Source organism: Pseudomonas sp. HT11 (assembly GCF_044875395.1).
Classification (GTDB): domain Bacteria; phylum Pseudomonadota; class Gammaproteobacteria; order Pseudomonadales; family Pseudomonadaceae; genus Aquipseudomonas.
The window spans coordinates 3,359,183-3,373,119 of record NZ_CP173217.1; the positions used below are offsets into that span (position 1 = coordinate 3,359,183).

The following is a 13,937-nucleotide window of genomic DNA, read 5'->3' on the forward strand; positions in this document are numbered from 1 at the left end:
CGCCGAACACATGGAGTAAGAGTGAATGCCCACCCGCCCGCGTTTTCTAGAGCACTACCGCAAGGCCGATCGCATCATGCTGGCGTTGGTCTGGCTGATGTTTCTGTTCTCACTCGGGCTGGCGTTCTGGCACGACACCTGGCTTCAGGCATTGACCGTGGGCGCAGGCACCAGTGTGGTGCTGACGGTGCTCTATCGCGCCCTCGGCGGGACACGTTTGATGCGCTGCCTGCTGGGCGCCGGCTTGATGGTAATGGCCGCCCTGCACATCAACCAGGCGCAAGGCGTGATCGAATCACACTTCGGCATTTTCGCGTTGCTGGCGGTGCTGACGTTCTACCGCGACTGGCTGCCGATCCTGGTCGCGGCGGCAACGATCGCCGTGCATCACGTGGTCTTCCACGCCTTGCAACATCAAGGCTTCCCGGTGTTTGTGATGGAACACCACGGCGGCTGGAGCATGGTGTTCGTCCACGCCTTTTACGTGGTGATGGAGACCGTCGCCCTGCTCTACCTGGCCATTCACAGCCAGCGTGAGGCGGTCGAAAGCCAGGAAATGCTCGAGAAAATGCTCGCCGTGACCACCCAGCTCACCGTCGAAACCGCCCAGGGTGAAGGCAAAGTGCACGTTTCCCTGGCCAAGCGCTTCGACCACTTCCTGCAGCAAATCACCCACCTGATCGACGGCGTGACCCGCGACTCCCAGGGCCTTGGCCAACTCGGCCAGGAACTGGCCAGTGCCAGCGGCACCCTGGAAAAAGGCGCACGCCATCAGTTGGCAGAAATCACCCAGATGACCGGCTCGATGCAGCGCATGGAAGACGCCATGGGCCACATCACCGTGCACGTTGAACAGGCTGTCGAGCACGCCGGCCAAGCCAGCCAACAAATCGTGCGCGGCCAGGAAAGCGTCGGCCGCGCCCAGCATGAAATCAGCCAACTGGCTTCACGCATTCACGGCACCCACTCCACCGTGCAAGACCTCGCGGCGCAGGCCGAGCAGATCGGCTCGGTGCTCGAAGTGATCAGCAGCATCGCCAACCAGACCAACCTGCTCGCGCTCAACGCCGCCATCGAAGCCGCGCGCGCTGGCGAGCAAGGCCGAGGGTTTGCCGTGGTCGCCGATGAAGTACGCAGCCTGGCCCAGCGCACGGCGGTGTCCACCCAGGAAATCAAACAGATCATCGAAGGCTTGCAACACGGCAGCCGTCAGGCCGTCGAGGCAATGCATGACAGCCAGCAAGGCGTAGAGCGTTGCGTACAAGACAGCCAGTTGGCGGTACAGATGCTGCAAGCAGTAGGCGCCGATATCGCGCGCATCGACGCACTGAATGGGCGGATTGTGAGCACCACGCGCGAGCAGTCCACGGCCAACCTGGAGATTGTCGGGCGCTTGCAAGCGGTGCAGAGCATTGCGCAAAGCACCGCGGATGATGTGGAGACGCTGGCCCGCAGCAGTGAACGGTTACCGCCGATTGCGGTACGCCTGGATGCCTTGGGGCGCAGGTTTCATCAATGAAGTCATGAGTCTCGGGACAATGAGGAGGTGATCTGAGCAATCGCCCCCTGATCCGCCTCGTGCAGCGTGCGGTACTGATTGACGACTTCGGTTTCTTCCACCGTGAGGTCATCCGCGCTCATGTGCGAACGCTCCCCGCTCAGCACATACAGCACATCGACCCCCCTGCGACGGATCGCCATCAGATAGTCCGATTTGGGCAGCCTCTCGCCCCTTTCATAGTGGCCCTGTGCGTTTTCGGCCACACCCCCTATCACACCAAAATCGTGCTGGGAGAGTAAAAGCCTTTTGCGCTCTTCCTTTAAGCGCCCGCCTAAACTGCTGTCCATGTTGAATGCCTGCCATGAGGGTATAAACCACCATACGCCTATACACCTCAAAGAAGGTCACTCATTTGAGTTGACCTTTCAGGGCATAGTCCGACAGGTCAATGGCGTCAGCGTTGGGGAAAAAAACCTGCCGAGCAGCTTTTTAAAACCAGGCGCTGTCGCCAGCCGCAACACGCCGTGGCCGAGCGCTATTGCAACGCGTGAGTGAGCAGACGCCAACCGCGGCGCACATTTGGGCACGCCATGCGCTTGAGCCTGTTGTACCAGCGCATGATATGGCCATCGCTTGGCTCACGCGGCAGGTCGAAAACCTGCTCGGTACCTTGTGCAAAGCGCACATGCACCTGCTGGCCATCGTCGTGCAGGGTTTCAACGCTGTCGCCAAACCGGTACGTGACCCGGTCCTTGCTGTGCCGGATCAGCAGCTTGGCGAGTTCGCCACGCAGCATCTCCAGTTCAGCGATCGGCCCTGCGCCGTCAACGTCGTTCACGCCGATGAAGGCTTTTGTCCGGTCGTGGCGGTCAACGAAGGCGATGCCTTATTCGTGGGTTGTATTCGCCCGAATCGATTCCTCCAGGCCCATGCGCTGCACGACAACACGGCCCGCACCCCGCACGTCGATAGTCTGCCCGCCCTCGCGAAAAGCCGGTGCCCTTTCAGCCACCGTGACGTGTGCGCCCTGCCGGGACAACCACTAGGAGCTAACATTTATGCCGGATTGGAATGCTCGCTACTGGCATAGGCCGGTCCGCTTGTGCTCTTCACTGCAACGCGCGGATTGTCCAGCCAGCCCAACTGCCCTTATCCTCAACGCTCCACGCCCAACCCGGAGCCGCCATGGACCTTGCCACGCTCGCCCTCTTCCTCCCCGCCTGCTTCGCCCTGAACATGGCGCCAGGCCCGAACAACTTGCTGTCGGTCAGCAACGCCACCCGCTACGGCTATCGCACGTCTTGCCTCGCCGGTGTTGGCCGCTTACTGGCCTTCGCCGGCATGATCGCCCTCGCCTCGGCGGGCCTGGCGGTGGTGCTGCAAACCTCGGAGTTGTTGTTTTACGCGATCAAGATTCTGGGCGCGGCGTATCTGTTTTATCTGGCGTTTCAGTTGTGGCGGGCTAATCCGCAGGCAGGGGCTGAATCGGCGACGGAAAAGGTGGGGTTATGGGCGTTGGCGCGTCAGGAGTTTCTGGTGGCGGCGGGCAACCCGAAGGCTATCTTGATCTTCACAGCCTTCCTGCCGCAGTTCGTGGTGCCAGGCCAGCCGATCACGCCACAATTTGCGCTGCTGGGCGCGATGTTCCTGGTGCTGGAATGGATCGCCATCAGCGCCTATGCCTACATGGGCCTGCACATGCGTCGCTGGTTTGCCGAGCCGCGCGGTAAACGAATTTTCAATCGATGCTGCGCGGGGTTGTTGTCGGCAGCGGCAACGGTGCTGTTGATGGCGCGTCGCGCTTGAGGTCGCTGCGAAACAGCGAGTGATGCCATCGCTCGCAAGCGCCGCTACACTGCCCACCTGCACCTCACGAATGGATTCGACATTGCGCCGCTTCGCCCTACCCCTCGCTTTGCTGTGCTTTGGCCTGCTGGCCTATTGCTTGGTTGCCTTGGCGATCAGTCTGTGGCGCAGCCCCCACAGCCCCACACTGTTGATTGGCGCCTTCTACGACGAAGGCATCATCGTTGATAAAAACCCGGTCAAGGCCGCAGAGTGGTATTTGCGCGCGGCGGAAAAAGGCGAGACCTTCGCACAGTTCAAAACCGGCTTTTTTTACTTTTTCGGGCGCGGTGTGGCCGTTGATCACCGCAAGGGCCTGGAGTGGATCACGCTATCAGCCGAGAAAGGCAACTCTGAAGCCCAGTTTTTTTTGGGGGATGCAAACTATGGCGGCGTGGAAATGCCGCGCGATAGCGCTCAAGCCGCGGTGTGGTATCGCGAGGCTGCGCAGCAAGGTCATGCCCGCGCCCAGCAACGGCTTGCCGACGCCTATTTCAGAGGCATTGGCGTTGAGCAAAGCGACCGCAAGGCATTCTTCTGGGCGCGCAAAGCCAGTGCGCGAGGCGATGCTGAGGGCCAAACGCTGTTGGCGACCTTTTATTTCACGGGCGTAGGCACGCCGAAAAACCCTCAGCAAGGCATCCAGCTGCTGACCCAGGCTGCCCACTCAGGCAATAGCGAAGCGTACGAATGGCTCGGGATGGCCAACCTGAATGGCATCGGCACCCCCAAAGACGTACCCGCCGCCATTGGGTGGTATACCCGCGCTGGCGACGCGGGCCGGGCCAAAGCGCAGTACATGCTTGGTTATCTGTACAGCAGCAGCGGTGCAGTGCCGGCAGACTATCCAACGGCGAACCGATGGCTGCTCAAGGCCGCGATACAAGGGTACGCTGTCGCGACGGCGACCCTCGCCATGCATGTGGATATAGGAAAGGGCTTTGAACCTAACAAGCTCAAGGCATGTGGCCTAGTGCGCGTGGCGCTGAATCAAAAGCTGTCCGAGTACGAGGACTATTTACGCGGCCAGCTTGAGCGTGAGGAAAAAGCCTTGTCCGCAGAACAACTGGCCGACGTCGCGGCGCTGGAAGCCCTCTATTCAACCCCGCAAGGGCTTGGGCAATTGCTGGGTGATATAACCAGCGCGCCGTAGGCACACACAAGGGCAAAGTCGATGAGTGCTTTTCAAAAAGGAGAACACGCCATGACCCGAAACCAGCTCGCCGACCTTTACCGAGGGTATATCGACTGCCTCAACCGCCAGGGCTGGGAGCGCCTCGGCGATTTCGTGCACCCGCAGGTGACCTACAACGCCACCCCCGTCGGCCTTGCCGGCTACCGCGCGATGCTGGAGCGGGACTTTCGCGAGATCCCCGACCTGGTGTTCCGCATCCAACTGCTGGTCGCGGATCCGCCCACCGTCGCCAGCCGGTTGAACTTCCACGTCACGCCCAAAGGTGAATTTTTCGGCTTGCCGATCAACGGCAAGACGGTGACCTTCGATGAGAACGTATTCTACGAATTCGTCGACGGGAAGATCGCGCACGTCTGGTCCGTGATCGATAAGGCGGCGATCAAACAACAGCTTTAATGGATGGAGCCGCTTGTGGAGAACCCGCTTTTCACCTTTAGCACCCAACCCTACCCACCGCGCCAACGCTTTGAAGTGTGGCGTGAGGAAGTGAATGCGATCTTCGATATCACCATCAGCGAGCCTGAATCCGCCGCCTTCAATTACCGCCTGGCCACCGGTTACCTGGGTTCGTTATTGATGGGCTGCGGTGCCTGGGACGGTGCCGGCGAGCCGGTGCCGTATCGGGTCAAGCGTTCCACACAAATGATTCGCCGTGACAGCCTCGACCACTACTACCTCTGCCTGGGCCTGACTCACACGATTAATGGCACCGCAGGCCGCACCACGCTGGCGGCGGGTAACGCGCAGATCTACATGCTGGACCTGGCCCGTGAACTCGATTGCCTGATCACGGCTGGCGATACCGTGATCCTCACCATTCCTCGCGACTTGCTGGCGCAAAGCCTCGGCTACAAAGACGTGCATGGCCAGGTGCTGCAGGGCGGCTTGAGCGAGCTGCTCGCAGACCATATGCGCGCGTTGCAACAGTGCCTGCCGCGCCTGACACCCGATGAAATTCCACACGCCCAACAGGCGACGCTGGCCATGGTATCGGCAGCTTTGGCGCCGACAGTGGCCAACCTGCAAACCGCCGAGCAAGCGATCGACCACACCCTGTTCAACCGCGCCCGGCGCTTGATTGAACAGCACCTGCGCAGCCCGGAATTGTCCCCGGTTTTCCTGTGCAAACACTTGGGTATTTCGCGGGCGCAACTGTATCGGGTGTTCAGCCAGGAATCCGGCGTGGCGGCGTATATCCAGCAGCGCCGGTTGAACCGCGCGCGGGTGATTATCCAGAGTGATACCGGCGCGCGGCAGCGGGTGTCGGGGCTGGCCTTCCAGTTCGGCTTCAAGAGCGATGCGCACTTCAGCCGCACCTTCAAGCAAGCCTTTGGCTATTCGCCGCGCGAGGCCCGGGAGTTGAGCGCCGCTGCCCAGGCACCGGAGCGCGTGAGCCGCCACACCGGGTTCTCGTTACGCAACATCCTGGGGCAGATGAACGCGGTCTGAGACACCCAGGCAAGTCATTGAGACGCGCAGACAGGAACATTTTTTCCGCGTGCTTTTCACCGTTTTATCATTGGCCGACGTTCCAGAGCCCTGACTAAACGGAGAAAATCATGGCCCGTCGTACTGTTATCGCAACGCTTGCCACCGCCCTCTTGCTGACGGGTTGCGCCAATGGCGTCAACGGCCTCAGCAGCTTGAACAACCTGTCATTGCCGGGTATTCAGGGCAAAGCCGGGCCGGATATTTCGCTGTTCGACACCACGTATGTCAGGACGCACATCATTTCTGGCAAGACCACCTCCCAACAGCTCAAAGCCCTGTATGGCGAACCGCAGGACCAGTCGATTTCATCCGACGGCACCGAAACCTGGAACTACGCGCCCTCCAACACCCAGAACGCGTCCATGCGCCACTTGCTCGGGCTGGTCTCCAACCGTATCCCCGGCAATACCTACGACAATGCCCTCGACACCCGGCGCACAGCCATCGACAACCTTGCACCGCAGCAACAGAGCCGACGCCTGAACATCCACCTCAACAATGGCGTGGTCAGGGACTACAGCATTCTGTAATAGCACCGCCCCGCGGTGAACGCAGGCTCGTAGTGGCGAGCGGGCTAGCCCCGCGTTGGGCTGCGCAGCAGCCCCGCAACCTGCCAATGGGGTATGCCGGTGGTACCGAGGCGGCCTCATTGGGAGCGCTTCGCACTCCAACGCGGGGCAAGCCCGCTCGCCACACCGGCCCACGTTCTGGCATCCTGACGCTCCCAAAGTCGTCGAACGCGAGCAGCAAGCCCATGAGCCACGGCGTCAAACTTGAACCCCGTACACTGCCCGTCCCGCAGTCCATCAGCCCTCAAGCGCAGGCCACACTGCAACGCCTGGTCGGGGATGACGGTGTGCCCCTCAATGCACTGCACGCGATGCCCACGCCCGAGGACCATGACGGCTGGCGCCGTCTGCAGGCTGCCGTGGCCCAGAACTACGCCAGCACCAACGCGGGGCAAGCGGCGTCGCTGCGGGCCAGCCTGCACACCATCAGGGTTGAAAACGCCAGCGTGCATGTCGCCACACCGGCGTCTGCCACGCCCTTTGCCTACATTGACCTGCACGGCGGCGCGCTGGTGTTCGGCGGCGGCGAAAACTGCCGCCTCGCGGCCGGCAGACAAGCCGACCTGCACGACGTGATCTGCTATGGCGTGGACTACCGCATGCCGCCCGATCATCCCTACCCCGCAGCGCTGGATGACTGCCTGGCTGTCTATCGGCACGTTCTCAAGCAACACGCGCCGCAACAGATCGTGATCGGTGGCCGCTCAGCGGGCGGCAACCTTGCGGCCGCCATGGTGTTGCGTGCGCGTGACGAAGGTTTGCCATTGCCAGCCGCGCTGGTGTTGCTGTCGCCGGAAGTCGACCTCACCGAGTCCGGCGACAGCTTCCAGGTCAACCGCACCGTCGACGTGGTGCTGCCCAATCCGCTGATGAACGTCAATCTGTTGTATGCCAACGGTGCGGATTTGTCTCACCCGTACCTGTCACCGCTGTTTGGCGATTTCACCCAGGGTTTCCCGCCAACTTTTCTGCAGAGCGGTACCCGTGATCTGTTCCTGTCCAACACCGTGCGCCTGCACCGCGCCTTGCGCCAGGCACGGGTAACGGCGCAGCTGCATGTGTTCGAAGCCATGCCGCACGGAGGTTTCATGGGCGCACCGGAAGATGCGGAGCTGGCCGCCGAGGTCGCAGCATTTGTGCGTGAGCAGCTGAAGCGGGGTTGACACATTCCGTCACGTCCGCTGAAGATGGAGGCCTTATTCAGGGTGTGTCAGCGCATGTCTGCATCGTCTTTCGTTAACCTTTGTGCCATTGGCTTGATTGCCAAGGCGCAAGGTTGCGTGGCGCACGCCCTCAAATCGAAGAAACAGTCGCTCATGTGACCGGGGCGCGCTGTCCCGTCAGATGAGCTGACAGGACATTGAGCGCGACGGACCTCACTCCCTTTGCACAATCCCTCTGCCCTTCTGACGGTGACTCCAGCGGTCAACCATCAGGAGAAAGTGCATGTCATTGTTTCAAGGTATCTGGGTTCCCGTGGTCACGCCGTTTCATGACGGCGCCATCGACTTAATCGGCCTGCGCCGGCTGGTCAGCCACCTGCTGGAAAAGCACGTGGCCGGCATCATGGTCTGCACCACTACCGGGGAAGCCGCGTCACTGAGCCGTCAGGAACAACTGGCCGTGCTGGATGCGGTGCTGCAACTCGTGCCAGCGCAGCGCGTGGTGATGGGCCTGGCGGGCAACAACCAGCGTGAACTGCTGCAGTTCCAGAGCGAAATCCTCAAACGCCCGGTGGCCGGCTTGCTGGTGCCGGCGCCCAGCTATATCCGCCCCTCCCAGGCCGGCCTTGAAGCGTTTTTCCGCACGGTGGCCGACGCCTCCAGTGTGCCGATCATTCTCTATGACATTCCCTACCGCACCGGCGTGACCTTCGAACAGGCCACTTTGCTGAACATCGTCAAGCACACGCGAATCGTCGCGATCAAAGACTGCGGCGGCAACCTGGCGACTACCTTGGCGCTGCTCGCCAGCGGCGACGTGGAGGTGTTGTGTGGCGAAGATCTTCAAATCTTCAACGCGCTGTGCCAGGGCGCCAGTGGTGCGATTGCAGCCTCGGCCCATGTGCACACCGAAGACTTCGTGGCGCTGTACCAGCAGGTACGCGACAACCAGCTCACCGAGGCCAGGGCGACTTTTTTCAGGTTAATGCCCCTGATCAACACCCTGTTCATGGAGCCCAACCCCGCGCCGGTAAAGGCTGCGCTGGCGATGCAAGGCTTGATCGCCAGTGAGCTGCGCGCGCCGATGCAAACCGCCAGCACTGGCGTTATAGAGCGGTTGCAGCAGGTTTTGATGCGCGGCGTTTAAACGTCAACACGCGCTCATGCGCCAAAAAAAGACATCCAACGGACCGCCCGGTTGCGACCGGCGCGATCCCGGCCTATGTTCCAAGCCAGGCTTTGCATTTTGCTGTCCCTCCCCTACGCCTCTTCCGTACCAGGTGACGACATGCCCACGCTTTCCCGCCCCGCCGTACTCGAACTGATCGGCAACACGCCGCTGGTCAAGGTCAGCCGATTTGATACCGGCCTGTGCACGCTGTTCCTCAAGCTTGAATGCCAAAACCCCGGTGGTTCCATCAAGGACCGCATCGGCCTGGCAATGATCGACGCCGCCGAACGCGACGGCCGCCTGCGCCCCGGCGGTACCATCATCGAAGCCACCGCCGGCAACACCGGCCTGGGGCTTGCGCTGGTCGGCCGGGCCAAGGGCTACCGCGTGGTGCTGGTGGTGCCCGACAAGATGTCCACCGAAAAAGTCCTGCACTTGAAGGCCATGGGCGCCGAGGTGCATATCACCCGCTCCGACGTCGGCAAGGGCCATCCCGAGTATTACCAGGACGTGGCTGCGCGCCTGGCCAAGGACATTCCCGGGTCATTTTTTGCCGACCAGTTCAACAACCCGGCTAACCCGCTGGCGCACGAAACCAGCACCGCGCCGGAAATCTGGGCGCAAACCCAGCATGACGTGGACGCGATCGTGGTGGGCGTCGGCTCGGCCGGCACCCTCACCGGCCTGACCCGCTTCTTCAAACGCGTACAGCCGGAACTGGCCATGGTGCTGGCCGATCCGGTGGGTTCGGTGATGGCTGAATACAGCCGCAGCGGCAGGATGGAAACGCCGGGGTCGTGGGCCGTGGAAGGCATCGGCGAAGACTTCATCCCCTCGATCGCCGACCTCTCCAGCGTGCGCCACGCCTATTCCATCAGCGATGAAGAAAGCTTCGACCACGCCCGCCAACTGCTCAAAGCCGAAGGTATTCTCGGCGGTTCGTCAACCGGCACCCTGCTCGCTGCAGCGCTGCGTTATTGCCGCGAGCAGACCGAGCCCAAACGCGTGGTCACCTTCGTCTGCGACACGGGCACGCGGTACCTGTCCAAGGTCTACAACGATCAATGGATGAACGACGCGGGCCTGCTCCAGTACAAACACTACGGCGACCTGCGCGATCTGATCGCCCGCCGCTTCGAAGACGGCCGCGTGATCAGCGTGAGCCCCGACGATACCCTGCTCACGGCCTTCCAGCGCATGCGCCTGGCCGATGTCTCGCAACTGCCGGTGCTGGTCGAAGGCCGCGAACTGGTTGGCGTGATCGACGAGTCCGACATCCTGCTGGGGTTGCACCATGACGCCGCCGACTTCTCCATGATCGTTGCCAGCGCCATGACCGACACTTTGCAAACCCTGGCCCCGAGTGCCAGCCTGGCCGAACTGCAGGCGGAACTTGATCGCGGCCTGGTTGCCATCATTGCTGACGCCTCAGGTTTTTATGGCCTGATCACCCGCGTCGACCTGCTTAATCACCTACGGAGATCCCTTGCATGAGTCAGCCCGATAAAAGCGCCTTTGCCACTCGCGTGATCCACGCTGGGCAATCACCCGACCCGACCACGGGAGCGCTGATGCCGCCGATCTATGCCAACTCCACTTATCTGCAAGACAGCCCCGGCGTGCACAAGGGCTTTGACTATGGTCGTTCCCACAACCCCACGCGCTTTGCCCTGGAGCGCTGCGTGGCCGACCTTGAAGGCGGCAGCCAGGCGTTTGCCTTTGCCTCCGGGCTGGCGGCGATTTCCACCGTGCTGGAACTGCTCGATGCGGGTGCGCATATCGTCTCCGGCAACGACCTGTACGGCGGCACCTTCCGCCTGTTCGACAAGGTGCGCCAGCGCAGCGCCGGGCACCGTTTCAGCTTTGTCGACTTGAGCGACTTGCAAGCGTTCGAAGCGTCGTTGCAAGACGACACACGCATGGTCTGGGTCGAGACCCCGAGCAACCCGCTGCTCAGCCTCACTGACTTGAGTGCCATCGCGCGAATCTGCCGCGACCGCGGCATCATCTGCGTGGCCGACAACACCTTTGCCAGCCCATGGATCCAGCGCCCGCTGGAGCTGGGTTTCGACATCGTGGTGCACTCCACCACCAAATACCTCAACGGCCACTCCGACGTGATCGGCGGCATCGCCATTGTCGGCCACAACCCGGAGCTCGCCGAGCGCCTGGGCTTCCTGCAGAACTCGGTCGGCGCGATTGCCGGCCCGTTCGATGCCTTCCTGACGCTGCGCGGCGTGAAAACCCTGGCGCTGCGCATGGAGCGTCATTGCAGCAATGCCCTGGAGTTGGCTACCTGGCTGGAACAACAGCCGCAAGTTTCACGGGTTTATTACCCAGGCCTGGCCTCGCATCCCCAGCACGCACTGGCACGCAAGCAGATGCGCGGGTTTGGCGGGATGATTTCGGTGGATTTGAACAGTGACCTGGCCGGCGCCACACGCTTTCTGGAAAACGTGAAGATCTTTGCCTTGGCCGAAAGCCTGGGCGGCGTTGAAAGCCTGATCGAACACCCGGCGATCATGACCCACGCCAGCATCCCGGCAGCAACGCGGGCGCAACTGGGCATTGGCGATGGTTTGGTGCGCTTGTCGGTGGGCGTTGAGGACGTCGAAGACCTGCGGGCCGACCTGGCGCAGGCATTGGCTCTGATCTAACCCAATCACCCAAACAATAACGCCCCACCTGTGGGAGCTGGCTTGCCTGCGATAGCATCACCTCGGTACATCTGAAGCACCGAGGTGTCTGCATCGCGGGCAAGCCCGCTCCCACAGGGTTTAAGCGTCAGGCTGAGGTGATATTCGCACGCGCTGCGTGCAGCTTTTTGTAGCTGTCGATCAAGCGCAAATGCCGATCCAGCCCTTCCAGCTTCATGCTGGTCGGCGTCAGGCCATAAAAACGCAGCGTGCCGTTGACCGAGCCGATCACCGCGTCCATGCGCTCATTGCCGAACATGCGGCGGAAGTTGGCCTCGTAATCCGCGAGTTCCAGGTCCTCGTCCAAGTGCATCTCCAACACCGCGTTCACCGCCTGATAGAACAGGCCGCGATCAACGGTGTTGTCGTTGTACTGCAGGAACATCTCCACGCACTCTTTCGCCTCCTCATATTGCTGCAAGGCGAGGTAGATCAGCAGCTTCAACTCCAGAATGGTCAGTTGGCCCCACGCGGTGTTGTCGTCGAACTCGATGCCGATCAAGGTGGTGATGTCGGTGTAATCGTCCAGCTCGCTTTCCACCAGGCGCTCAGCCAGTGCTTTGAGCTCGTCATCGCTGAGGCTGTGCAGGTTGAGGATGTCGGCCCGGAAAAACAGCGCCTTGTTGGTGTTGTCCCAGATCAGGTCGTCCACCGGATAAATTTCCGAGTAGTCCGGCACCAGGATGCGGCAGGCGGTTGCGCCGAGGTGTTCGTACACCGCCATGTAGGACTCTTTGCCCATGCCTTCGAGAATGCCGAACAGGGTCGCGGCTTCCTGAGCATTCGAGTCTTCGCCCTGGCCCGAGAAATCCCATTCAACGAACTCGTAGTCCGACTGGGCACTGAAGAAGCGCCACGAGACCACGCCGCTGGAGTCGATAAAGTGCTCGACGAAGTTGTTCGGTTCGGTGACCGCGTGGCCTTCAAAGGTCGGCTGCGGCAGGTCGTTCAAGCCTTCGAAGCTGCGGCCCTGAAGCAATTCGGTGAGGCTGCGTTCCAGCGCCACTTCCAGGCTCGGGTGGGCGCCGAACGAGGCAAATACGCCGCCGGTGCGCGGGTTCATCAAGGTCACGCACATCACCGGGAATTCACCGCCCAGTGACGCGTCCTTGACCAGTACCGGGAAGCCCTGGGCTTCCAGGCCTTGAATACCGGCAAGAATTCCCGGGTATTTGGCGAGCACTTCAGCCGGTACGTCCGGCAGGGCGAATTCACCTTCAATGATTTCGCGCTTGACCGCGCGCTCGAAAATCTCCGACAGGCACTGCACCTGCGCTTCGGCCAGGGTATTGCCCGCGCTCATGCCGTTGCTGAGGTAAAGGTTTTCGATCAGGTTGGACGGGAAGTACACCACCTCGCCATCGGACTGACGCACGAACGGCAGCGAAACAATGCCGCGTTCTTCATTGCCCGAATTGGTGTCGAACAGGTGCGAGCCACGCAGCTCGCCATCGCGGTTGTAGATTTTCAGGCAGTAGGCGTCGAGGATTTCAGGCGGCAACTCGTCTTTGCGGCCCGGCTGGAACCAGCGCTCATCCGGGTAATGCACGAACGGCGCGTTGGCCAGTTCCTCACCCCAGAACTGGTCGTTGTAGAAAAAGTTGCAGTTAAGCCGCTCGATAAACTCGCCCAACGCCGACGCCAGTGCGCCCTCTTTGGTCGCGCCCTTGCCGTTGGTAAAGCACATCGGCGAGTGGGCGTCGCGGATATGCAGCGACCAGACGTTAGGCACGATATTGCGCCACGAGGCGATTTCAATCTTCATGCCCAGGCCCGCGAGAATGCCGGACATGTTGGCGATGGTCTGCTCCAGCGGCAGGTCTTTGCCAGCAATGTAGGTGCCCGCCTCAGAACTAGCGCCAGGCATCAGCAACGCCTGGGCATCGGCGTCGAGGTTGTCCACCTCTTCAATCACGAACTCGGGCCCGGCCTGCACGACTTTCTTCACGGTGCAACGGTCGATGGAGCGCAGGATGCCCTGGCGGTCCTTGTCGGAGATATCCGCCGGCAACTCGACCTGGATCTTGAAGATCTGGTTGTAGCGGTTTTCCGGATCAACGATGTTGTTCTGCGACAGGCGAATATTTTCGGTAGGGATATTGCGTGTTTCGCAGTACAGCTTCACAAAGTACGCCGCACACAACGCCGACGAAGCCAGGAAGTAATCGAACGGACCCGGGGCCGAACCATCGCCTTTATAGCGAATGGGTTGGTCGGCAATCACCGTGAAGTCATCGAACTTGGCTTCAAGCCGAAGGTTGTCGAGAAAGTTGACCTTAATTTCCATGCGGGCACACCAGAACGAG

At 61.2% G+C, this 13,937-nt stretch carries 13 protein-coding genes; 10 read left to right on the forward strand and 3 right to left on the reverse strand.

The window, feature by feature from the left end:
* Positions 1 to 25 precede the first annotated feature (25 nt).
* On the forward strand, positions 26 to 1,519 hold the full coding sequence (locus ABWL43_RS15505) for a methyl-accepting chemotaxis protein (protein ID WP_315975625.1): 1,494 nt from the start codon (positions 26 to 28) through the stop codon (positions 1,517 to 1,519).
* 2 nt (positions 1,520 to 1,521) lie between these two features.
* Here ABWL43_RS15505 and ABWL43_RS15510 read toward each other — a convergent pair whose 3' ends face one another.
* Positions 1,522 to 1,848 carry a helix-turn-helix domain-containing protein gene (locus ABWL43_RS15510; protein WP_242198143.1) on the reverse strand — a complete coding sequence of 109 codons (327 nt, stop codon included), beginning with the start codon at positions 1,846 to 1,848 and terminating at the stop codon, positions 1,522 to 1,524.
* A 188-nt stretch (positions 1,849 to 2,036) separates the two neighbouring features.
* Entirely contained in the window at positions 2,037 to 2,339 is a 303-nt protein-coding gene (locus tag ABWL43_RS15515) for a hypothetical protein (RefSeq protein ID WP_404483025.1), read from the reverse strand.
* A 347-nt stretch (positions 2,340 to 2,686) separates the two neighbouring features.
* Here ABWL43_RS15515 and ABWL43_RS15520 point away from each other — a divergent pair, with 347 nt between their 5' ends.
* The 9 genes from ABWL43_RS15520 to ABWL43_RS15560 all read left to right on the forward strand — a co-directional run bounded on the left by ABWL43_RS15520 (position 2,687) and on the right by ABWL43_RS15560 (position 11,592).
* Positions 2,687 to 3,307, forward strand: a complete 621-nt coding sequence (locus ABWL43_RS15520) for a LysE family translocator (RefSeq protein WP_242198152.1) — start codon at positions 2,687 to 2,689, stop codon at positions 3,305 to 3,307.
* 70 nt (positions 3,308 to 3,377) lie between these two features.
* Positions 3,378 to 4,499, forward strand: a complete 1,122-nt coding sequence (locus ABWL43_RS15525; protein ID WP_404483026.1) for a hypothetical protein — start codon at positions 3,378 to 3,380, stop codon at positions 4,497 to 4,499.
* Positions 4,500 to 4,550: 51 nt separating this feature from the next.
* Entirely contained in the window at positions 4,551 to 4,937 is a 387-nt protein-coding gene (locus tag ABWL43_RS15530) for an ester cyclase (RefSeq protein WP_145161078.1), read from the forward strand.
* A 15-nt stretch (positions 4,938 to 4,952) separates the two neighbouring features.
* Positions 4,953 to 5,990 (forward strand): helix-turn-helix domain-containing protein, encoded by a 1,038-nt coding sequence (locus ABWL43_RS15535; protein WP_404483027.1) that lies wholly within the window; start codon positions 4,953 to 4,955, stop codon positions 5,988 to 5,990.
* A gap of 110 nt (positions 5,991 to 6,100) precedes the next feature.
* Entirely contained in the window at positions 6,101 to 6,562 is a 462-nt protein-coding gene (locus tag ABWL43_RS15540; protein WP_404483028.1) for a hypothetical protein, read from the forward strand.
* A 224-nt stretch (positions 6,563 to 6,786) separates the two neighbouring features.
* Positions 6,787 to 7,764: an alpha/beta hydrolase gene (locus ABWL43_RS15545; RefSeq protein WP_404483029.1), complete on the forward strand. Its 978-nt coding sequence runs from the start codon at positions 6,787 to 6,789 to the stop codon at positions 7,762 to 7,764.
* A gap of 283 nt (positions 7,765 to 8,047) precedes the next feature.
* Positions 8,048 to 8,911: a 4-hydroxy-tetrahydrodipicolinate synthase gene (dapA, locus tag ABWL43_RS15550; protein WP_404483030.1), complete on the forward strand. Its 864-nt coding sequence runs from the start codon at positions 8,048 to 8,050 to the stop codon at positions 8,909 to 8,911.
* Positions 8,912 to 9,052: 141 nt separating this feature from the next.
* Positions 9,053 to 10,429 carry a cystathionine beta-synthase gene (locus ABWL43_RS15555; protein WP_119740089.1) on the forward strand — a complete coding sequence of 459 codons (1,377 nt, stop codon included), beginning with the start codon at positions 9,053 to 9,055 and terminating at the stop codon, positions 10,427 to 10,429.
* Complete coding sequence (locus ABWL43_RS15560) at positions 10,426 to 11,592, forward strand: cystathionine gamma-synthase (RefSeq protein ID WP_145161086.1); 1,167 nt, start codon at positions 10,426 to 10,428, stop codon at positions 11,590 to 11,592. Before ABWL43_RS15555 ends, ABWL43_RS15560 begins: the two co-directional genes overlap by 4 nt.
* Before the next feature lie 127 nt (positions 11,593 to 11,719).
* On the opposite strand, the gene ABWL43_RS15565 is transcribed toward ABWL43_RS15560, so the two are convergent.
* The gene (locus ABWL43_RS15565) at positions 11,720 to 13,918 is read right to left on the reverse strand and encodes an OsmC domain/YcaO domain-containing protein (RefSeq protein ID WP_145161088.1); all 2,199 of its coding nucleotides are present in this window, start codon (positions 13,916 to 13,918) and stop codon (positions 11,720 to 11,722) included.
* Positions 13,919 to 13,937: the final 19 nt, after the last annotated feature.